Here is a 19,863-nt window from a genome sequence, read left to right on the forward strand (position 1 = left end):
ACACACGATGAACGACGATATGAACGCCCAGGACGACCAGGCACTGGCTGATGAATGGGCCGCCGCGCTGGAAGAAACCGGCGATGCCAGCCAGGCCGATATCGATGCGCTGCTGGCGGCCGACACCGGCGGCTCGGCGTCCAACCGTCTGCCGATGGAAGAGTTCGGCAGCGTGCCGCGGAACAACGATCAGGTCACCCTGGACGGTCCGAACCTGGACGTGATCCTCGACATTCCGGTGTCGATTTCGATGGAAGTCGGCAGCACCGACATCAACATCCGCAACCTGCTGCAACTCAACCAGGGTTCGGTGATCGAGCTTGATCGTCTGGCCGGCGAGCCGCTCGACGTGCTGGTCAACGGCACGCTGATCGCGCATGGCGAAGTAGTGGTGGTCAACGAAAAGTTCGGCATTCGCCTGACCGACGTGATCAGCCCAAGCGAACGTATCAAGAAGCTGCGCTGAGTGAGCAAGGTACTGGGTTCTCTGACGGCATTGCTGCTGGCGTTGCCAGCCAGTGTGCTCGCGGCCGAGCCGGTTGCGGCGACGGCAGCAGCCGCAGCGCCAGCGGTCAACAGCGGCGTGGCCGGGCAATTGACGCAATTGGTTTTCGGCCTGCTGCTGGTGCTGGGGTTGATCTTCTTCCTCGCCTGGCTGTTGCGGCGGGTGCAGCAGGCCGGCCCGGCGGGCAAGGGCCAAGTGATCGAGATCGTCGGTTCGCGTGCACTCGGTCCGCGTGACCGTTTGATGCTGGTACAGGTCGGCAACGAACAGATTCTGCTGGGCCTGAGCCCGGGCACCATCACTGCGTTGCATGTGCTCAAGGAGCCGGTGCACGTCCCGAGCGCCACGGAAAAAACCACCCCGGAGTTCGCCCAGCGCCTGATGGAACTGTTGGGCAAGGATCAGAAGGATAAGAAGTAATGGGTGCGCTACGCATCGTCTTGACGCTGGCATTGATGCTGGCGGCGCCGCTGGCGTTGGCCGCCGATCCTTTGTCGATCCCGGCAATTACCCTCGGCACCAACGCGCAAGGCGCGCAGGAATACTCGGTCAGTCTGCAGATTCTGCTGATCATGACGGCGCTGAGTTTTATTCCGGCGTTCGTCATGCTGATGACCAGTTTCACCCGGATCATCATCGTCTTCTCGATCCTGCGTCAGGCCCTCGGCCTGCAACAGACGCCGTCGAACCAGATCCTCACCGGCATGGCGCTGTTCCTCACCATGTTCATCATGGCGCCGGTGTTCGACCGGGTGAACAACGATGCCCTGCAGCCATACCTGGCGGAAACCATGACCGCGCAGGACGCCGTGCTCAAGGCGCAAGTGCCGATCAAGGACTTCATGCTCGCCCAGACGCGCACCAGCGATCTGGAGCTGTTCATGCGCCTGTCCAAACGCACCGACATCGCTACCCCGGATCAGGCGCCGTTGACCATTCTGGTGCCGGCGTTTGTCACCTCCGAGCTTAAAACCGCGTTCCAGATCGGCTTCATGATCTTCATTCCGTTCCTGATCATCGACCTGGTGGTGGCCAGTGTGCTGATGGCGATGGGGATGATGATGCTGTCGCCGCTGATCATTTCGTTGCCGTTCAAGATCATGCTGTTTGTGCTGGTGGATGGCTGGGCGTTGATCATCGGCACGTTGGCCAGCAGTTTTGGAGGTGTTTCGCCATGACCCCGGAAGTCGCCGTAGACATATTTCGCGAAGCGCTGTGGCTGACCACGATGATGGTGGCGGTGCTGGTGATCCCGAGTCTGCTGGTCGGCTTGCTGGTGGCGATGTTCCAGGCCGCAACGCAGATCAACGAACAAACCCTGAGCTTCTTGCCGCGCTTGCTGGTGATGCTGGTGACGTTGATCGTCGCTGGCCCGTGGCTCACGCAAACCTTCATGGAATATATCCTGCAGTTGTACGGCAATATTCCTACGGTCATCGGCTAAGCCATGTCACTGCTGCAGCTGACCGATACCCAGATCAGCACGTGGGTGGCAACGTTCATGTTGCCGCTGTTCCGCGTCGGCGCGGTGCTGATGTTCATGCCGATTATCGGCACGACCCTGGTGCCGCGCCGCGTGCGCGCCTACTTTGCGCTGGCGATAACCGTGGTCATCACGCCGGCGCTGCCGCCGATGCCACCGGTCAATCCGCTGGACCTGAGCGGGCTGCTACTGATTGGTGAGCAGATCATCATCGGCGCCGTGCTGGCGTTCTCCTTGCAGCTGTTCTTCCAGGCTTTCGTGATCGCCGGGCAAATCGTCGCGATCCAGATGGGCATGGGCTTCGCCTCGATGATCGACCCCACCAACGGCGTCTCGGTGGCGGTGATCGGGCAGTTTTTCACCATGCTGGTGACGCTGCTGTTCCTGTCGATGAATGGCCACCTTGTGGTGTTCGAAGTGCTCACCGAAAGCTTCACCACGTTGCCGGTCGGCAGCGGGTTCATGGTCAATCATTTCTGGGAATTGGCCGGCAAGCTTGGTTGGGTCCTCGGCGCGGCACTGGTGCTGGTGTTGCCGGCGGTCACGGCGTTGCTGGTGGTCAACATTGCGTTTGGGGTGATGACCCGGGCGGCGCCGCAGTTGAACATTTTCTCCATTGGTTTCCCGCTGACGCTGGTGCTCGGCATGTTCATTCTCTGGGTCAGCCTCGGCGATATTCTCAATCAGTACCAACCCATGGCCTCCGAAGCCCTGCAGTTTTTACGCTCACTGGCACAGGCGACCTGAGCCATGGCTGAGAGCGAAAGCGGTCAAGACAAAACAGAAGACCCCACGGAGAAAAAGAAAAAGGACGCCCGCGACAAGGGCGAGACCGTGCGTTCCAAAGAACTCAATACGCTGGCGATCATGTTGGTCGGCGCCAGCGCGCTGTTGATTTTCGGCGGTGCCCTGGCGGAAAAATTGATGGGGCTGATGAGCCTGAATTTTTCGCTGCCGCGCGATGTGGTCCTTGATCCGAACTACATGGGCCGCTACCTGATGCAATCCGGGCTGGTGGCCTTGCTGGCGATTCAGCCGATCATGATTTCCCTGGTGCTGGCGGCGCTGATCGGCCCGATTTCTCTCGGTGGCTGGTTGTTTGCGGCGAGCGGTCTGGCGCCGAAGTTCAGCCGGATGAACCCGTTGAGCGGCCTCAAGCGGATGTTCTCGACCAAGGCCTTGGTGGAGCTGCTCAAAGCCTTCGCCAAATTCATCATCGTGCTGTTTGTGGCGTTGGCGGTGTTGTCGTCGGACATCGACGATTTGCAGCGCATCGCCCACGAGCCGCTGGAGATGGCGATCATTCACAGCTTGCAAGTGGTCGGCTGGAGCACGTTGTGGATGGCCTGCGGCTTGATCATCATCGCCGCCGTCGATGTGCCGGTGCAGTTGTGGGAAGGTCACAAGAAGCTGCTGATGACCAAGCAGGAAGTGCGCGACGAGCATAAGGATCAGGAAGGCAAACCCGAGGTCAAGCAGCGCATCCGTCAGTTGCAGCGCGAGATGTCGCAGCGGCGGATGATGGCGGCGATCCCCGAGGCCGACGTGGTGATTACCAACCCCACGCACTACGCCGTGGCCCTCAAGTACGACCCGGAGAAGGGCGGGGCGCCGATGCTGCTGGCCAAGGGCAGCGACTTCCTGGCGTTGAAAATCCGTGAAATCGCCGTCGCCAATGAAGTGTTGCTGCTCGAATCGCCGGCGCTGGCGCGGTCAATCTATTACTCCACCGAACTCGATCAGGAAATCCCCGGCGGCCTGTACTTGGCGGTCGCGCAAGTGTTGGCCTACGTCTATCAGATCCGCCAACACCGCGCCGGCAAGGGTAAACGCCCGGATCCGCTCAAGGATGATTTGCCGATCCCGCCGGATCTGCGCCGCGATTCCTGATTACCCCGCAAACCGCCGCTCCCGCAAGGGGTATGCGCGTCTGTTCCGTCTATCTGAAAAGCCCCACGACCTGTTAGTTCTGACAGTAGACGTCCGTCATCCCAAGCGTTGTCCATCGCAAGACAAAGAGGGACTGATCATGGCAGCGCGTGAACACAGAAAACTTCAGGGTATGGAGTTGGAGTTTGTTTCGGAAAGGCTTGAAGAAGTTCCAGCTGGACGGTCCATCAGTTATACCGTCACGTTCGACATGACCCTGGACTTCACCCACTTTGTGCAGATGGCCAATCTTTATATTCCGGGCTATCTGAGCAGCCCGGTGAATGCCATCCAGCCCGAACTGGATGGGATGGCCTATCACTATGCCTACAACTATCTATTCGATGCGGCCGGCAATATTGGCGGCAACGCCGCACTGTTCGACGTATTCATTCACCCTCGTTACTACATGGATGAGTGGTCAAGCGGGGGAGGAGTGGAGCAGCGATACAGCAAACCCCAATTTGAAGTCATCAACGGCAAGTTGCGAATCAAGACGAGCATGGACTTTCGACTGGCAGGCGAAACGCGGCAGATTGAAATAGGCGATTTGCCGGTGATTCGTTTTCAGTGGGCTTGAATCTTCTGAAAGGTGATGAGGCCCGGCCATCTGAAGTCGCCCCCGTAACTATGGTGGTGTTGATGTATTGCCATGAGGATCTGGTCGAAGTTGAAGGGCGGCAAATGTTCAAGGGCATGCGTTACATGAAGGGCTCGCAACTGCGCTTCGGCGACATCCTTCCCGGGCAGATTCTGACCGCGTAGGGACACTCCACCCGTTCCCACAGGAGGGGTGGTGATTGTTCCTCGACCGTTAGTCGGAAACAGGGCCAAACCTGTCAACTTTGACAGTAGGCAGCGTTGGCTCCTCGGCGTTTCATCGTCACAAGGTCACGACAAGCGTGCCTTATGGATGATTCAAGGAGAGCAATCATGGCGACAGGTACAGTCTTATGGTTCGACGAATCAAAGGGGGTTGGTTTTATTGCGCCGGATGACGGGTCGGCACAAATTTTTGCGCATTATTCGGCGATTCAGACGAACGGATCTAAGACCCTTCTAGAGGGCCAGAAGGTCAGCTATGAACCGACTCAAGGTCCAAAAGGGTTCCAGGGGCTCCAGGCAAGCGATATCCAGGTAATTCAGTCCTGAAGGTTGGTGTCCTTGGCAATCATCGGAATCCCCCCGCCGATACCCGTGAGCTGAAAATCAAAAGATAGCGGCCTTCGGCAGCTCCTACAGATCGGGTTCACACCACAACATCGCGATCCCTGTAGGAGCTGCCGAAGGCCGCGATCGTTTGATCCTGCGCGCTTGCATACACCTCTATTTCCTGCCCCTGCAAAAGTTGGAAGGCTTCTTGCAGTAGCCGTCCTGCGCCTGCTTCGGGCGTCAAAAGTTTGCTTTAAAGGAACGGGGAAAACCGGTGGATCGCTCTCAGTTACTCAACAGTGCTCGCACAAACGTCGCCGACTTGAGTCGGGGGAATCTGGGTGTGCCGCTGTTGCTGCTGGTCATGTTGGCGATGATGATGTTGCCGATCCCGCCGTTCCTGCTGGACGTGTTTTTCACGTTCAACATTGCCTTGTCGATCGTCGTCCTGCTGGTCTGCGTCTACGCCTTGCGGCCGCTGGATTTCGCCGTGTTCCCGACCATTTTGCTGGTGGCGACATTGATGCGCCTGGCGCTCAACGTCGCATCGACGCGGGTGGTCATGCTCCACGGCCAGGACGGCCACGCCGCCGCCGGCAAGGTGATCCAGGCCTTCGGTGAAGTAGTGATCGGCGGTAACTACGTGGTTGGTATCGTCGTGTTCGCGATTTTGATGATCATCAACTTCGTCGTCGTGACCAAAGGTGCCGGGCGTATTTCCGAGGTGAGCGCGCGCTTCACCCTCGACGCCATGCCCGGCAAACAGATGGCCATCGACGCCGACCTCAACGCCGGCCTGATCGATCAAAACCAGGCCAAATTGCGCCGCATGGAAGTCGCCCAGGAAGCCGAGTTCTACGGTTCCATGGACGGTGCGAGCAAATTCGTTCGCGGTGACGCCATCGCCGGCCTGCTGATTCTGTTTATCAACCTGATCGGCGGCATGGCGGTCGGTATCTTCCAGCACGGCATGACCTTCGGCGACGCCGGCCGGGTTTACGCGCTGTTGACCATCGGTGACGGTTTGGTGGCGCAATTGCCATCACTGCTGTTGTCCACCGCCGCGGCGATCATGGTGACCCGAGCGTCCGGCTCGGAAGACATGGGCAAACAGATCAATCGGCAGATGTTCGCCTCGCCGAAAGCCTTGGCGGTTGCAGCCGGTTTGATGGCGGTCATGGGCCTGGTGCCGGGCATGCCGCACTTCTCCTTCCTGAGCATGGCCGCGTTGGCGGCTGGCGGTGCTTACCTGTTCTGGAAGAAGCAAAGCGTGGTCAAGGTTCAGGCCTTGCAAGAGGTCAAGCGTCAGCAGGAATTGCTGCCGTCGCCGGCCCGCGCCCAGGAAACCAAGGAACTCGGCTGGGACGACGTGACTCCTATCGACATGATCGGCCTGGAAGTGGGCTACCGGTTGATCCCGTTGGTCGATCGCAATCAGGGTGGTCAGTTGCTGGCGCGGATCAAAGGCGTGCGCAAAAAGCTCTCGCAGGATCTGGGCTTCCTGATGCCGACTGTGCATATCCGTGACAACCTCGACCTTGCGCCGAGTGCTTATCGCCTGACCCTGATGGGTGTGATCCTCGCCGAAGCGGAGATTTACCCGGATCGCGAACTGGCGATCAACCCGGGGCAGGTCTACGGCTCGCTCAACGGCATTACCGCCAAAGATCCGGCTTTTGGTCTTGAAGCGGTCTGGATCGAAATCAGCCAGCGTGCGCAGGCCCAGTCACTCGGTTACACCGTGGTCGATGCCAGTACGGTAGTGGCAACCCACTTGAACCAGATTTTGTACAAGCACTCCAGTGAGCTGATCGGCCACGAAGAAGTGCAGCAACTCATGCAATTGCTGGCCAAAAGCTCGCCAAAACTGGCGGAAGAGCTGGTGCCGGGTGTGGTGTCGCTGTCGCAGCTGCTCAAGGTTTTGCAAGCGCTGCTGGCCGAACAAGTGCCGGTTCGCGACATTCGCAGCATTGCCGAGGCCATCGCCAACAATGCCGCCAAGAGTCAAGATACTGCCGCGCTGGTCGCTGCAGTGCGCGTTGGCGTAAGCCGCGCAATCGTCCAAAGCATTGTAGGGACTGAGTCTGAGCTGCCAGTTATCACCCTGGAGCCAAGGTTGGAACAGATATTGCTCAATAGTCTGCAGAAGGCAGGACAAGGCTCGGAAGAGGGCGTTCTGCTGGAGCCAAGCATGGCGGAAAAGCTGCAGCGCTCGTTGATCGAAGCGGCGCAGCGTCAAGAGATGCAAGGTCAACCGGTGATTCTGCTGGTGGCCGGTCCGGTTCGCGCGATGCTCTCGCGATTCGGCAGGCTGGCAGTTCCGGGTTTGCACGTGTTGGCGTATCAGGAAATTCCTGACAACAAGCAAGTGACCATCGTTGCGACAGTAGGGCCCAACGGCTGAGGTAGCAGTTTATGCAAGTTAAGCGTTTTTTCGCCGCCGATATGCGTCAGGCCATGAAGCTGGTTCGTGATGAGCTGGGCGCTGATGCCGCAATCATCGGCAACCGCCGGATCGCCGGCGGTGTCGAGCTGACGGCTGCGCTGGATTACAAATTGTCGGCGCTGGCCCCGCGCGTTCCGAACATGGAACTCGAGGACGAGCTGCGCAAGACGCAGTCGCGCATCGCTACCGCCCAGGCCGAATTGACCCTGCGCAGCGAAGGCGAGACCGAAGGTGACAAAACCACCAATCGCCAGTTGTTCGCCGGCCTGCCACTGACCGCCGCCGAGCCGCTGATCGAACCGACTTACAGCGAACCACGTCGTGCTGCGCCGGCCCCTGCGCCAGCCGCCGGCGGGGTCGACCCGCGCGCTTTCGACTCGATGCGTTTCGAGCTCAACAGCCTGCGCGAACTGATGGAAGTGCAACTTGGCTCGCTGGCCTGGAATCAGCTGCAAGGCAGCCGTCCGGCCCAGGCCAACCTGTGGCGTCGTCTGCAACGCATCGGCTTGTCCGGCCCGTTGTCGCGCGACCTGCTGGCGCTGATCACCGAAATTCAAGAGCCTCGTCAGGCCTGGCGCATGTTGCTGGCGCACCTGGCGCGGATGATTGCGACCCCGGAAGTCGAGCCACTGGAAGAGGGCGGCGTGATTGCCATGGTCGGCCCTGCCGGTATGGGCAAGACCACCACGCTGGCCAAACTCGCCGCGCGTTATGTGCTCAAGTACGGCGCGCAAAGCATCGCGCTGGTGAGCATGGACAGCTACCGCATCGGGGCGCAGGAACAATTGAAAACGCTGGGCCGAATCCTCAATGTCTCGGTGACCCACGTCGATCCGGGTCAGTCGCTGGTGCAGGCATTGGATCCGTTGCTGCGCAAGCGGGTGATTTTGATTGATACTGCCGGCCTTCAGGCCAGCGACCCGGCCCTGCGCATGCAGCTCGAAAGCCTGGCCGGTCGCGGCATCAAGTCAAAGAATTATCTGGTTCTGGCTACCACCAGCCAGAAACAGGTGCTGACCGCCGCTTATCACAGTTACAAGCGTTGTGGGCTGGCCGGCTGCATCCTGACTAAACTGGATGAAACGGCAAGTCTGGGCGAGGTGTTGAGCCTGGCCATCAGTCATGAATTACCGGTGGCTTACCTCACCGATGGCCCGCGTATTCCAGATGATCTGCATCTGCCGCGACGTCACCAGTTGGTCAGTCGCGCGGTCAGCGTGCAAATGCAGGAAGAACCCAGCGAAGAAGCCATGGCTGACATGTTCGCTGATATTTACCACAGTCCGACCAAGCAGGTGGGCTGAGGTGCTAATGAACAGTTTTTGTACCTACATCGATGGTCTGCCATGCATTGTTCAGATTGTGAACGCGCAGCCAGTAATGTGGCCTCCGTCTATGCAAGACAAGGTAAAGAAATAACATGGGCAGCATGCATCCCGTACAGGTGATCGCGGTGACCGGCGGCAAAGGTGGCGTCGGCAAGACTAACGTGTCAGTGAACTTGTCCCTGGCTCTGGCAGAGCTTGGCCGACGGGTCATGCTGCTGGACGCCGATCTGGGTCTGGCGAACGTTGACGTTCTGCTGGGACTGACGCCCAAACGTACTCTGGCCGACGTAATTGAAGGCCGCTGCGAGCTGCGCGACGTTCTGTTGCAAGGCCCCGGCGGCATTCGCATCGTCCCGGCCGCGTCCGGCACGCAAAGCATGGTTCATCTGACCCCTGCGCAGCACGCCGGCCTGATCCAGGCATTCAGCGATATCGGCGATAACCTCGACGTATTGGTGATCGACACGGCTGCGGGTATTGGTGACTCGGTAGTCAGTTTTGTTCGCGCCGCCCAGGAAGTGTTGCTGGTGGTGTGTGACGAGCCGACTTCGATTACCGACGCCTACGCGCTGATCAAGTTGCTCAACCGCGATTACGGCATGAACCGCTTCCGTGTCCTGGCCAACATGGCCCAGAGCCCGCAGGAAGGTCGCAACCTGTTCGCCAAGTTGACCAAGGTCACGGACCGCTTCCTCGACGTCGCCCTACAATACGTAGGCGCTGTGCCTTACGACGAAAGCGTGCGCAAGGCTGTGCAGAAACAACGTGCTGTCTACGAAGCCTTCCCGCGCTCCAAGTGCGCACTGGCGTTCAAGGCGATTGCACAGAAGGTCGACACTTGGCCGTTGCCCGCCAACCCGCGCGGACACCTGGAGTTTTTCGTCGAACGTCTCGTGCAACAAACCGCAGGACCCGTCCTATGACAGCCAGTGGCTACAACCTCTACCAGAAGTCGGCACGTGACGCGCAATACGAGCTGATCGAGCGTTACGCGCCACTGGTCAAACGCATTGCTTACCACTTGCTGGCGCGTTTGCCGGCCAGTGTCCAGGTGGAAGACCTGATCCAGGCCGGGATGATCGGCCTGCTTGAAGTGTCGACCAAATACGACGCCAGCAAAGGCGCGAGTTTCGAAACGTACGCGGGCATTCGAATCCGTGGCGCGATGCTCGATGAAGTACGCAAAGGGGACTGGGCGCCACGTTCGGTCCACCGCAATACCCGCATGGTCAGCGACGCAATTCGCTCGATTGAAGCTAAAACCGGTCGTGACGCTAAAGATCACGAGGTTGCGGCCGAACTCCAATTGAGTCTCGACGATTATTACGGGATTTTGAACGATACCTTGGGCAGCCGCCTGTTCAGTTTCGACGACCTGTTGCAGGACGGCGAACACGAAGGGCTGCACGAGGATGGCGCCAGTGCTCATCTGGAGCCGTCGCGCGATCTGGAGGATGAACGCTTCCAGGCCGCTTTGGCGGACGCGATTGCCAATTTGCCGGAGCGTGAGCGGCTGGTGTTGGCGCTGTACTACGACGAAGAGCTGAACCTCAAGGAAATCGGTGAAGTCCTTGGCGTCAGTGAATCGCGGGTCAGCCAGTTACACAGCCAGTGCGCGGCCCGTTTGCGGGGGCGTTTGGGGGAGTGGCGAGCGCGCTGAAGGCAGTGTGGGGACACTGCGAACGAGGCTGGTGCGGTGATGAACCGCAGCGGTCTCGATCTGTTGTGCTCCAGACAGTCATCGAATGCTTTGCCTGATTGAATGAAATGGCGTGTCCAGGTGCTGGGCGCGTTTAAGACTGCTTGGAGGTCGAATTGGACAAGAACATGAAAATCCTCATCGTTGATGACTTCTCAACGATGCGGCGGATCATTAAAAACCTGTTGCGTGACCTCGGGTTCACCAACACGGTCGAGGCTGACGATGGCACCACTGCCATCCCGGTTCTCAACAGCGGCAGCATCGACTTTCTGGTGACGGACTGGAACATGCCGGGCATGACCGGCATCGATCTGCTGCGCCACGTGCGCGCCGATGAAAAACTCAAGCACTTGCCAGTGCTGATGGTGACCGCTGAAGCCAAGCGCGAGCAGATCATCGAGGCGGCCCAGGCCGGTGTAAACGGCTATGTGGTCAAACCCTTCACGGCCCAGGCGTTGAAAGACAAGATCGAAAAGATTTTCGAACGCATCGGTTGAGCAACTGCGCCACGGGGGAGCTATGGAGCATAAAGAATCTTCACAGGGCGATTTTGAGTCGACCCTGAAAAAACACGCCGTCGAACTGGTCGAAAGCCTTGAAAAGGGCAGGTTTGGCGACGCTGTGCAACTGATCCATGAGCTCAACCAGACCCGTGACCGCGGCCTGTATCAGGAAGTGGGCAAGCTCACTCGCGAGCTGCATAGCGCGATCGTCAATTTTCAGATTGACCCGAATATGCCGCAAGCCGAGGAAGTCTCGCAGATCACCGACGCCACCGAGCGTCTGGGGTATGTGGTCAAGCTCACCGAGGCCGCTGCCAACCGCACCATGGACCTGGTGGAAAACGCCACGCCGCTGGTCAATGGCCTGAGCTCTGAAGCCCAGGCATTGAGCGCCGACTGGGGCCGGTTCATGCGTCGCGAAGTCGGGGCTGAAGAGTTCCGTGAGCTGGCGCGTCGTGTCGACGGTTTCCTGACACGCAGCAGCGAAGACAACCGCGTGGTGTCGAGCAACCTCAACGACATCCTGCTGGCTCAGGATTACCAGGACCTCACCGGTCAGGTGATCAAGCGCGTGACCCAGTTGGTCACCGAAGTCGAAAGCAATCTGCTCAAGCTCGTACTCATGGCCAGCCAGGTAGACCGCTTTGCGGGTATCGAACATGACCGTGACGCGATGCTGGCTGAAAAAGATCCGCAAAAACATCTCTCTCAGGGTGAAGGTCCGCAGATTCATGCCGATAAGAGAGAAGACGTTGTGTCCGGTCAGGACGATGTGGACGATTTGTTATCCAGCCTGGGATTTTAGAGTTTTAGAATTTTAGGTTTTTTAGGTTTTTAGACCTGTAGGAGCACCCCCTTAATGAGCTTCGGCGCCGATGAAGAGATCCTTCAGGATTTCCTGGTTGAGGCCGGCGAGATTCTAGAGCTACTGTCCGAGCAACTGGTCGAGCTGGAAAGCCGACCGGATGATGCGGACTTGCTCAATGCAATTTTTCGCGGTTTTCACACTGTAAAAGGGGGCGCCGGCTTCCTCCAGCTCAATGAACTGGTGGAGTGCTGTCACATCGCCGAGAACGTGTTCGACATCCTGCGCAAGGGTGAGCGCCGCGTCGACTCGGAACTGATGGACGTGGTTCTCGAAGCGCTGGATGCAGTGAACGGCATGTTCACCGAAGTCCGCGAACGCAGCCCGATCACCGCTGCCACTCCAGAATTGCTCGCGGCACTGGCCCGTCTGGCCGAGCCGCAATCCGCCGACGAAGCCGCCCCGGTGGCCGACGTGGTGGAAGAGCCGACCGCTGAAAGCGCCTCCGGCGACGACAGCGGCGACATTACCGACAATGAATTTGAACAACTGCTGGATTCGCTGAACGCCGTCAAGGCTCAGGCTGAAGCCCCGGCACCCGTCGCTGCGCCAGCGCCGAGCAGCAGCACCGCCGCCGCCAGCGACGAAATCACCGATGACGAGTTCGAGTCGTTGCTCGATCAGCTGCACGGCAAAGGTCAGTTCGCGGTGGATGCCGTTGCTGCGCCTGCGTCCGCGCCAAGTCCCGCAGCACCGGCCGCGCCAAAAGCGGCGGGCGACAGCTCGGACATCACCGACGACGAATTCGAAGCCTTGCTCGATCAACTGCACGGCAAGGGCAACTTTGCCGTTGACGCACTGGAGTCGGCAATTGCCGCGACACCAGTCCCGGCAGCACCTACCGCGAAAGCGGCCGGCGGTGATCTGATTTCCGATCACGAGTTCGAATCGCTGCTCGACGAATTGCACGGCAAAGGCAAGTTCACCGAAGTCGGCACTGGCGCAGTGGTTTCTGCTCCTGTGGCCAAGGCTCCGGCGCCTGCTGCAGCACCCAAGCCTGTGGCGAAAGCGCCTGAGCCGAAAGCTGAACCGGCCAAGCCTGCGGCAGCTCCAGCGCCTGCCCGCGCTGCGTCGCCGCCACCGGCGGAAAAACCGGCCAGTGAAGCCGAGACCACCGTGCGGGTTGATACCGCGCGTCTCGACGAAATCATGAACATGGTCGGCGAACTGGTATTGGTGCGTAACCGCTTGGTCCGTCTGGGCCTTAATAGCGGCGACGAAGCCATGTCCAAGGCTGTGTCGAACCTCGACGTGGTCACCGCTGACCTGCAAACCGCGGTCATGAAGACCCGGATGCAACCGATCAAGAAAGTCTTCGGGCGCTTCCCGCGCCTGGTTCGTGACTTGGCTCGCCAGCTCAAGAAAGAGATCAACCTGGAGCTGGTCGGCGAAGAAACCGACCTCGACAAGAACCTCGTCGAGGCCCTGGCCGACCCGCTGGTCCACTTGGTGCGCAACGCGGTCGACCACGGCATCGAGTCGCCGGAAGAGCGCGAAGCCTCGGGCAAATCCCGTGGCGGCAAGGTGATTCTCGCGGCTGAACAGGAAGGCGATCACATCCTGCTGTCGATCTCCGATGACGGCAAAGGCATGGACCCGAACGTCCTGCGTTTGATCGCGGTAAAACGCGGCGTGATGGACAAGGACGCGGCCGATCGTTTGAGCGATACCGAGTGCTACAACCTGATTTTCGCCCCGGGTTTCTCGACCAAAACCGAGATCTCCGACGTGTCGGGTCGTGGCGTGGGCATGGACGTGGTGAAAACCAAGATTTCCCAGCTCAACGGTTCGATCAACATTTATTCGACCAAGGGCCAGGGCTCGAAGATCGTCATCAAGGTGCCGCTGACCCTGGCGATCATGCCGACGCTGATGGTCATGCTCGGCAACCAGGCGTTTGCGTTCCCGCTGGTCAACGTCAACGAAATCTTCCACCTCGACCTGTCGCGCACCAATGTCGTCGACGGTCAGGAAGTGGTGATCGTGCGGGACAAGGCGCTGCCCTTGTTCTATCTCAAACGCTGGCTGGTCAGCTCCGCCGCTCATGAAGAGCAGCGCGAGGGCCATGTGGTGATCCTTTCGGTAGGCACGCAGCGGATCGGCTTTGTCGTCGATCAACTGGTGGGCCAGGAAGAAGTGGTGATCAAGCCATTGGGCAAAATGCTCCAGGGGACCCCCGGCATGTCCGGCGCCACCATCACCGGTGACGGGCGCATTGCGCTGATTCTCGATGTACCGAGCATGCTCAAGCGTTACGCCGCACGGCGTATTTGATTCTGGTGGAGCGGGGCGACTGTGCCTCGCTCCGTCTAACGGAGTGTTTATGGTAGTCAAAGTCCTGGTGGTCGACGATTCGGGTTTTTTCCGTCGCCGCGTTTCGGAAATTCTTTCAGCAGATCCGAACATCCAGGTTGTCGGTACGGCGACCAACGGAAAAGAGGCGATTGATCAGGCCCTGGCCCTCAAGCCGGACGTGATCACCATGGACTACGAGATGCCGATGATGGATGGCATCACGGCGGTGCGGCACATCATGCAGCGCTGCCCGACACCGGTCTTGATGTTCTCCTCACTGACGCACGAAGGCGCCCGGGTCACTCTGGACGCGCTGGACGCCGGTGCGGTGGACTTCCTGCCGAAGAATTTCGAAGACATCTCGCGCAACCCCGAGAAGGTCAAGCAACTGCTGTGCGAGAAGATCCTGAGCATCTCGCGCAGTAACCGTCGCGCCAACACCTACAGCGCCCCGGCGCCAGTGGCGGCCCACGCCCCAACACCAGCTCCGGCATCGGCACCCAGCCATTCAAGCCATGTCAGCACCAGCAGCTATGGCAGTAGCGCGCCCGCGCGTCCGGCCCCGGCACCATTGCCGACCCGTGCGCCAGCGTCGGCGAGCACGCATTCAAGTGCTTCGTCCGCCAGTGCCAAACGCAAAGCGTACAAACTCGTCGCCATCGGCACGTCCACCGGCGGCCCGGTGGCGCTGCAGCGGGTTTTGACCCAGTTGCCGGCGAACTTCCCGGCACCGATCGTGTTAATCCAGCACATGCCGGCGGCGTTCACCAAGGCGTTCGCCGAGCGTCTGGACAAGCTCTGCCGCATCAGCGTCAAGGAAGCCGAGGATGGCGACATCCTGCGTCCGGGCCTGGCCTTGCTGGCGCCGGGCGGCAAGCAAATGATGGTCGATGGTCGGGGCGCGGTGAAAATCCTCCCGGGCGATGAGCGTCTGAACTACAAGCCGTGCGTGGACATCACGTTCGGCTCGGCAGCCAAGTCCTACGGTGACAAAGTTCTGGCAGTGGTGCTCACCGGCATGGGCGCCGACGGTCGCGAAGGTGCGCGTCTGCTCAAGCAGGGCGGCAGCTCGATCTGGGCTCAGGATGAAGCCAGCTGCGTGATCTACGGCATGCCGATGGCCATCGTCAAAGCCGACCTCGCCGACGCGATCTACAGCCTCGACGACATTGGCAGACACCTGGTCGAGGCGTGTATCTGATGGATGTACTGAGCCTTATCGGGATCATCATGGCGTTTGTCGCGATCATCGGCGGCAACTACCTTGAAGGCGGTCACCTCGGCGCATTGGCTAACGGCCCGGCGGCGTTGATCGTGATTGGCGGCACCGTCGGCGCGGCGCTGCTGCAATCGCCGATGAGCGCGTTCAAGCGCTCGATGCAGATCCTCGCGTGGATCCTGTTTCCGCCGCGCGTGGACTTGGCCGGCGGCATCGATCGCGTGGTCAACTGGAGCCTCACGGCACGCAAGGAAGGCCTGCTTGGCCTGGAAGGCGTGGCTGACGCCGAACCGGACAATTACTCGCGCAAAGGCCTGCAATTGCTAGTCGATGGCGCCGAGCCGGAAGCGATTCGGAGCATCCTCGAAGTCGATTTCTACACCCAGGAAAGCCGCGACATCGAAGCCGCCAAAGTCTTCGAAAGCATGGGCGGTTATGCGCCGACCATCGGCATCATCGGTGCGGTAATGGGCCTGATTCACGTCATGGGCAACCTCGCCGATCCGTCGCAACTGGGCAGCGGGATTGCCGTGGCGTTCGTCGCGACCATCTACGGCGTGGCCAGCGCCAACCTGGTGTTGCTGCCGGTCGCGGCCAAACTCAAGTCCATCGCGTTGCGCCAGTCGCGTTATCGCGAAATGTTGCTGGAAGGAATTCTGTCGATCGCCGAAGGTGAAAACCCTCGCTCTATTGAGTTGAAGCTTCAGGGCTTCATGGATTGATGGGAGACATGGACCATGGCACGTCGCCGGCAACCTGAAGAACACGTTAATCACGAACGCTGGTTGGTGTCCTACGCGGACTTCATCACTCTGCTGTTCGCGTTCTTCGTGGTCATGTACTCGATTTCTTCGATCAACGAAGGCAAGTACAAGGTCATCTCCGAAGCGTTGGTCGGCGTGTTCACCGATTCCGACCGTGCGCTGAAGCCGATCCCGATTGGTGATGAGCGACCGCACACGGTGACTCCGGCCAAACCGCTGGTGCAGGACGCCGAGCAGATCGACGCGGGCATCGCCGGCGGCAGTGATCCGCTGAAAAGCATCGCCGATGACATCAGCGCCGCGTTCGGCGACTTGATCCGCTCCAACCAGATGACCGTGCGTGGCAACGAGTTGTGGGTCGAGATCGAACTCAATTCCAGCCTGTTGTTCGGCAGCGGCGACGCGATGCCGAGCGACATGGCGTTCAACATCATCGACAAGGTTGCGGGCATTTTGAAACCGTTCGACAACCCGATCCACGTCGAAGGTTTTACTGACGATCAGCCGATCCGCACCGCGCAGTACCCGACCAACTGGGAACTGTCTTCGGCGCGTTCGGCGAGCATCGTGCGCATGCTGGCGATGCAGGGCGTCAATCCCGGTCGCCTGGCTTCGGTGGGTTACGGTGAATTCCAGCCAGTCGCCAATAACGCCACGGCTGAAGGGCGCGCGCGCAATCGTCGGGTGGTGTTGGTGGTTTCGCGCAATCTCGATGTGCGCCGCAGCCTGACCGGCACCGGCACCGCTCATGCACAACCGGACGCGGCGTTGAAGCGTGCTGGCACACAAACTGCACCGACCCCGGTCAAGTCGCCGGGACGAGAGAGCGCCGTCAATTCTCCGTCACCCGCATTAACACGTTGAGCTATTTCTCGGTCGACGCTTTCGCCCGAGAGGAACCATTCGAATGAGAGTCTGGGCAGTTGCCAATCAAAAGGGTGGTGTTGGTAAAACCACTTCCTCTATCGCTTTAGCCGGTTTGCTGGCCGAGGCGGGCAAGCGCGTGGTCATTGTCGACCTCGACCCGCACGGCTCGATGACCAGCTATTTTGGTTACGACCCCGACAGCCTCGAGCACAGCTGCTACGACCTGTTCCTGAATCGCGGCAGCGTGCCGCAAGGGTTGCCCGGTCAGTTGCTGTTGCCGACCAGTCACGAAAGTATTTCGCTGTTGCCGTCGAGCACCGCGCTGGCGACGCTGGAACGTCAGTCGCCGGGGCAAAGCGGTCTGGGCCTGGTGATCGCCAAGAGTCTGGCGCAATTGTGGCAAGACTTCGATTACGCGGTGATCGACAGCCCGCCGTTGCTCGGCTTGTTGATGGTCAACGCCTTGGCCGCGAGCCAGCAATTGGTGATCCCTGTGCAGACCGAGCACCTGGCCGTCAAAGGCCTGGAGCGCATGGTCAACACGCTGGCGATGATCAACCGTTCACGCAAACAGGCGTTGCCGTTCAGCATCGTCCCGACCCTGTTCGACCGCCGGACCCAGGCGTCCCTCAGCACCTTGCGTGTGCTGCGCGACAAATACCCGGAAGAAATCTGGCAGGGCTACATCCCGGTCGATACGCGCTTGCGCGATGCGAGCCGGGCCGGGGTCACGCCTTCGCAATTCGACGGTAAAAGCCGTGGAGTGCTGGCGTACCGCGCGTTGCTCAAACATTTGCTGGCCGCCCAACTTGTTCCGGCGGTGGCCTGATGAACCGTCCGGTCAAAACCACTTCGCGACCGCAACTGGCGCTGCAAACGTACCTCGACAATTTGTTGATGGAGGCGACTGAAGAGTTGCCGGCGCCCGTTGAAATGGTGGCTGAGGTCGTTGAGGTCATTGAGGTCGTTGATTCGGTCGAAGAGCAAGCAGCGCTGGACGAGTTTCAGGCTGCGATGCTGGAAGAGCAGGCGCGTGATGCGTTGCCAGCGGCTGTCGAAGCTGCGCCAGTGCATGCGCCCGTGATCGAGAAAGCGCCGCTGACGGTGATTGAAGCGCCGGCGCCGGTACTGGCCTCGGTCTCGACCATTGCGCCGCTGTTGCAAGCGCTGGTGCCGCCGGTGGTCGAAGTCCATATGCCGCCGAGCATCACGCCGCCGCCGGTGGAAACCGATGGCCGTCCGGCGTGGGCCGCCGAGCCGTTCGAATGCCTGTTGTTCGATGTCGCCGGGCTGACCCTGGCCGTGCCGCTGGTGTGCCTGGGCTCGATTTATTCGCTGGCCGGTCACGAGCTGACGCCGTTGTTCGGTCAGCCGGAATGGTTCCTCGGGATCCTGCCGAGCCAGGCCGGCAACCTGAAAGTCCTGGATACCGCGCGCTGGGTCATGCCCGACCGCTACCGCGACGATTTCCGCCAGGGTCTGCAATACGTCATTTCGGTGCAGGGCTATGAGTGGGGGCTGGCGGTGCATCAAGTCAGCCGTTCGTTGCGCCTGGACCCCAACGAAATCAAATGGAGAAGTCATCGAGGTCAGCGGCCATGGCTCGCGGGCACGGTGATTGAGCACATGTGTGCGCTGCTGGACGTTGCCGCGCTGGCCGAGTTGATCGCCAGCGGTGGGGCAAAGCACATTGGCGGCAGCAAGCCGCTACACAAATCGACATAACAGCCGACATAACAAGTAGGCGACGGCATTGTTGAATGCCGCCACACAGAACACACACCGCCAGAAGCGGTTTTCGAGGGGTCAGGTATGAGTAATCACGCGACGAATGCAAAGGGTTCTGAAGATCCGATCCTGCAATGGGTAACCTTCAAACTGGACAACGAAACCTACGGCATCAACGTGATGCGCGTTCAGGAAGTCCTGCGTTACACCGAAATCGCCCCGGTCCCGGGTGCCCCGAGCTACGTGCTGGGCATCATCAACCTGCGCGGTAACGTGGTCACCGTGATCGACACCCGTCAGCGCTTCGGCCTGATGAATGCCGAGATCAGCGACAACACCCGGATCGTCATCATCGAAGCCGACAAGCAAGTCGTCGGGATCATGGTCGACAGCGTTGCCGAAGTGGTTTACCTGCGTCAGTCGGAAATCGAAACCGCGCCAAACGTCGGTAACGAAGAATCCGCCAAGTTCATTCAGGGCGTGTGCAACAAGAACAACGAACTGCTGATCCTGGTCGAGCTCGACAAGATGATGAGCGAAGAAGAATGGTCGGATCTGGAGAACATCTGATTGATTCTTGAGGTTGCTGTCATTGTCCTGTTCCTGTTTTGGGCTGGCACGCTGGCGATGTTCCTGGCCTACATCCGCGGCCAGCGGCTGATCGCCGCGCAACAGGCCGAGGGCGATGCGCTGCGCGATCAGCGCATCAAGGACCTGGCCAAACGCGTCGACAACTATCAGAACGGCATCGTGCGCATGGGTGAAGACCTGCACGAACTGCGCGCCGTCGTCAGCCCGTTGCCAGACAAACTGGCGACCCTGGAACAGCGCGACCCCTCAAGCCTGTCGTTCGCCCAAGCGGCACGCCTGGTCGGTATGGGCGCCAGCGTCGATGAACTGACCCAGTCCTGCGGCCTGACCCAGGCCGAGGCGGAATTGATGAGAAAGATGCACAAGAACTGATCCTTGCGGCTCAGCTCGGAACGCTTCGCGAGCAGGCTCGCTCCCACAGTAGATTGGCGATGTGCACAGATTTTGTGTCCATCACCCGCCTGCTGTGGGAGCGGGCCTTTTTGT

At 59.9% G+C, this 19,863-nt stretch carries 23 protein-coding genes; all 23 read left to right on the top strand.

All coding sequences use genetic code 11. The features are described from left to right. The first annotated feature begins 7 nt into the window (after window positions 1–7). Complete coding sequence (gene fliN, locus BI292_RS15595; protein WP_092271439.1) at window positions 8–466, top strand: flagellar motor switch protein FliN; 459 nt, start codon at window positions 8–10, stop codon at window positions 464–466. Further along, a complete protein-coding gene (gene fliO / locus BI292_RS15600; protein ID WP_101208385.1) occupies window positions 467–925 on the top strand; it encodes a flagellar biosynthetic protein FliO in 459 nt (152 codons plus the stop codon). It abuts the gene before it with no gap. Next, window positions 925–1,683, top strand: a complete 759-nt coding sequence (gene fliP / locus BI292_RS15605) for a flagellar type III secretion system pore protein FliP (RefSeq protein WP_092271435.1) — start codon at window positions 925–927, stop codon at window positions 1,681–1,683. The genes fliO and fliP overlap by 1 nt, the downstream gene beginning before the upstream one ends. Next, window positions 1,680–1,949: a flagellar biosynthesis protein FliQ gene (fliQ, locus tag BI292_RS15610; RefSeq protein ID WP_092271433.1), complete on the top strand. Its 270-nt coding sequence runs from the start codon at window positions 1,680–1,682 to the stop codon at window positions 1,947–1,949. The genes fliP and fliQ overlap by 4 nt, the downstream gene beginning before the upstream one ends. Before the next feature lie 3 nt (window positions 1,950–1,952). Continuing rightward, the gene (fliR, locus tag BI292_RS15615) at window positions 1,953–2,735 is read left to right on the top strand and encodes a flagellar biosynthetic protein FliR (protein WP_092271431.1); all 783 of its coding nucleotides are present in this window, start codon (window positions 1,953–1,955) and stop codon (window positions 2,733–2,735) included. 3 nt (window positions 2,736–2,738) lie between these two features. After that, window positions 2,739–3,878 carry a flagellar biosynthesis protein FlhB gene (flhB, locus tag BI292_RS15620; protein ID WP_092271429.1) on the top strand — a complete coding sequence of 380 codons (1,140 nt, stop codon included), beginning with the start codon at window positions 2,739–2,741 and terminating at the stop codon, window positions 3,876–3,878. 139 nt (window positions 3,879–4,017) lie between these two features. Then, window positions 4,018–4,497 carry a hypothetical protein gene (locus tag BI292_RS15625; protein WP_256592697.1) on the top strand — a complete coding sequence of 160 codons (480 nt, stop codon included), beginning with the start codon at window positions 4,018–4,020 and terminating at the stop codon, window positions 4,495–4,497. A gap of 62 nt (window positions 4,498–4,559) precedes the next feature. Next, window positions 4,560–4,682, top strand: coding sequence for a hypothetical protein (locus tag BI292_RS29180; RefSeq protein WP_256592698.1), 123 nt, complete (start codon window positions 4,560–4,562; stop codon window positions 4,680–4,682). Window positions 4,683–4,850: 168 nt separating this feature from the next. Continuing rightward, a complete protein-coding gene (locus BI292_RS15630) occupies window positions 4,851–5,069 on the top strand; it encodes a cold-shock protein (RefSeq protein ID WP_101208386.1) in 219 nt (72 codons plus the stop codon). Between the two features lie 274 nt (window positions 5,070–5,343). After that, window positions 5,344–7,473, top strand: coding sequence for a flagellar biosynthesis protein FlhA (gene flhA, locus BI292_RS15635; protein ID WP_092271426.1), 2,130 nt, complete (start codon window positions 5,344–5,346; stop codon window positions 7,471–7,473). Window positions 7,474–7,484: 11 nt separating this feature from the next. Next, window positions 7,485–8,819 (top strand): flagellar biosynthesis protein FlhF, encoded by a 1,335-nt coding sequence (gene flhF, locus BI292_RS15640; protein WP_092271424.1) that lies wholly within the window; start codon window positions 7,485–7,487, stop codon window positions 8,817–8,819. Between the two features lie 116 nt (window positions 8,820–8,935). Beyond that, window positions 8,936–9,766: a flagellar synthesis regulator FleN gene (gene fleN / locus BI292_RS15645; protein WP_003184001.1), complete on the top strand. Its 831-nt coding sequence runs from the start codon at window positions 8,936–8,938 to the stop codon at window positions 9,764–9,766. Further along, a complete protein-coding gene (fliA, locus tag BI292_RS15650; RefSeq protein WP_092271422.1) occupies window positions 9,763–10,503 on the top strand; it encodes an RNA polymerase sigma factor FliA in 741 nt (246 codons plus the stop codon). Before fleN ends, fliA begins: the two co-directional genes overlap by 4 nt. Before the next feature lie 167 nt (window positions 10,504–10,670). Further along, entirely contained in the window at window positions 10,671–11,042 is a 372-nt protein-coding gene (locus tag BI292_RS15655) for a chemotaxis response regulator CheY (RefSeq protein ID WP_024012118.1), read from the top strand. Window positions 11,043–11,064: 22 nt separating this feature from the next. After that, the gene (locus tag BI292_RS15660; protein ID WP_101208387.1) at window positions 11,065–11,853 is read left to right on the top strand and encodes a protein phosphatase CheZ; all 789 of its coding nucleotides are present in this window, start codon (window positions 11,065–11,067) and stop codon (window positions 11,851–11,853) included. 54 nt (window positions 11,854–11,907) lie between these two features. Further along, window positions 11,908–14,187, top strand: a complete 2,280-nt coding sequence (locus BI292_RS15665) for a chemotaxis protein CheA (protein WP_101208388.1) — start codon at window positions 11,908–11,910, stop codon at window positions 14,185–14,187. 49 nt (window positions 14,188–14,236) lie between these two features. Beyond that, window positions 14,237–15,409 carry a chemotaxis response regulator protein-glutamate methylesterase gene (locus BI292_RS15670; protein WP_101208389.1) on the top strand — a complete coding sequence of 391 codons (1,173 nt, stop codon included), beginning with the start codon at window positions 14,237–14,239 and terminating at the stop codon, window positions 15,407–15,409. Next, a complete protein-coding gene (locus BI292_RS15675) occupies window positions 15,409–16,149 on the top strand; it encodes a flagellar motor protein (RefSeq protein WP_092271414.1) in 741 nt (246 codons plus the stop codon). The genes BI292_RS15670 and BI292_RS15675 overlap by 1 nt, the downstream gene beginning before the upstream one ends. 15 nt (window positions 16,150–16,164) lie before the next feature. Then, entirely contained in the window at window positions 16,165–17,055 is an 891-nt protein-coding gene (gene motD, locus BI292_RS15680; protein ID WP_092271412.1) for a flagellar motor protein MotD, read from the top strand. 43 nt (window positions 17,056–17,098) lie between these two features. Beyond that, a complete protein-coding gene (locus BI292_RS15685) occupies window positions 17,099–17,887 on the top strand; it encodes a ParA family protein (protein WP_092271410.1) in 789 nt (262 codons plus the stop codon). After that, the gene (locus BI292_RS15690; RefSeq protein ID WP_101208390.1) at window positions 17,887–18,783 is read left to right on the top strand and encodes a CheW domain-containing protein; all 897 of its coding nucleotides are present in this window, start codon (window positions 17,887–17,889) and stop codon (window positions 18,781–18,783) included. The genes BI292_RS15685 and BI292_RS15690 overlap by 1 nt, the downstream gene beginning before the upstream one ends. Before the next feature lie 87 nt (window positions 18,784–18,870). After that, on the top strand, window positions 18,871–19,356 hold the full coding sequence (locus tag BI292_RS15695) for a chemotaxis protein CheW (protein ID WP_059407544.1): 486 nt from the start codon (window positions 18,871–18,873) through the stop codon (window positions 19,354–19,356). Next, window positions 19,357–19,749 (top strand): DUF2802 domain-containing protein, encoded by a 393-nt coding sequence (locus BI292_RS15700; RefSeq protein ID WP_092271406.1) that lies wholly within the window; start codon window positions 19,357–19,359, stop codon window positions 19,747–19,749. Window positions 19,750–19,863: the final 114 nt, after the last annotated feature.

Source organism: Pseudomonas sp. 43NM1 (genome assembly GCF_002836905.1).
GTDB classification, from domain to species: Bacteria; Pseudomonadota; Gammaproteobacteria; order Pseudomonadales; family Pseudomonadaceae; genus Aquipseudomonas; species Aquipseudomonas prosekii.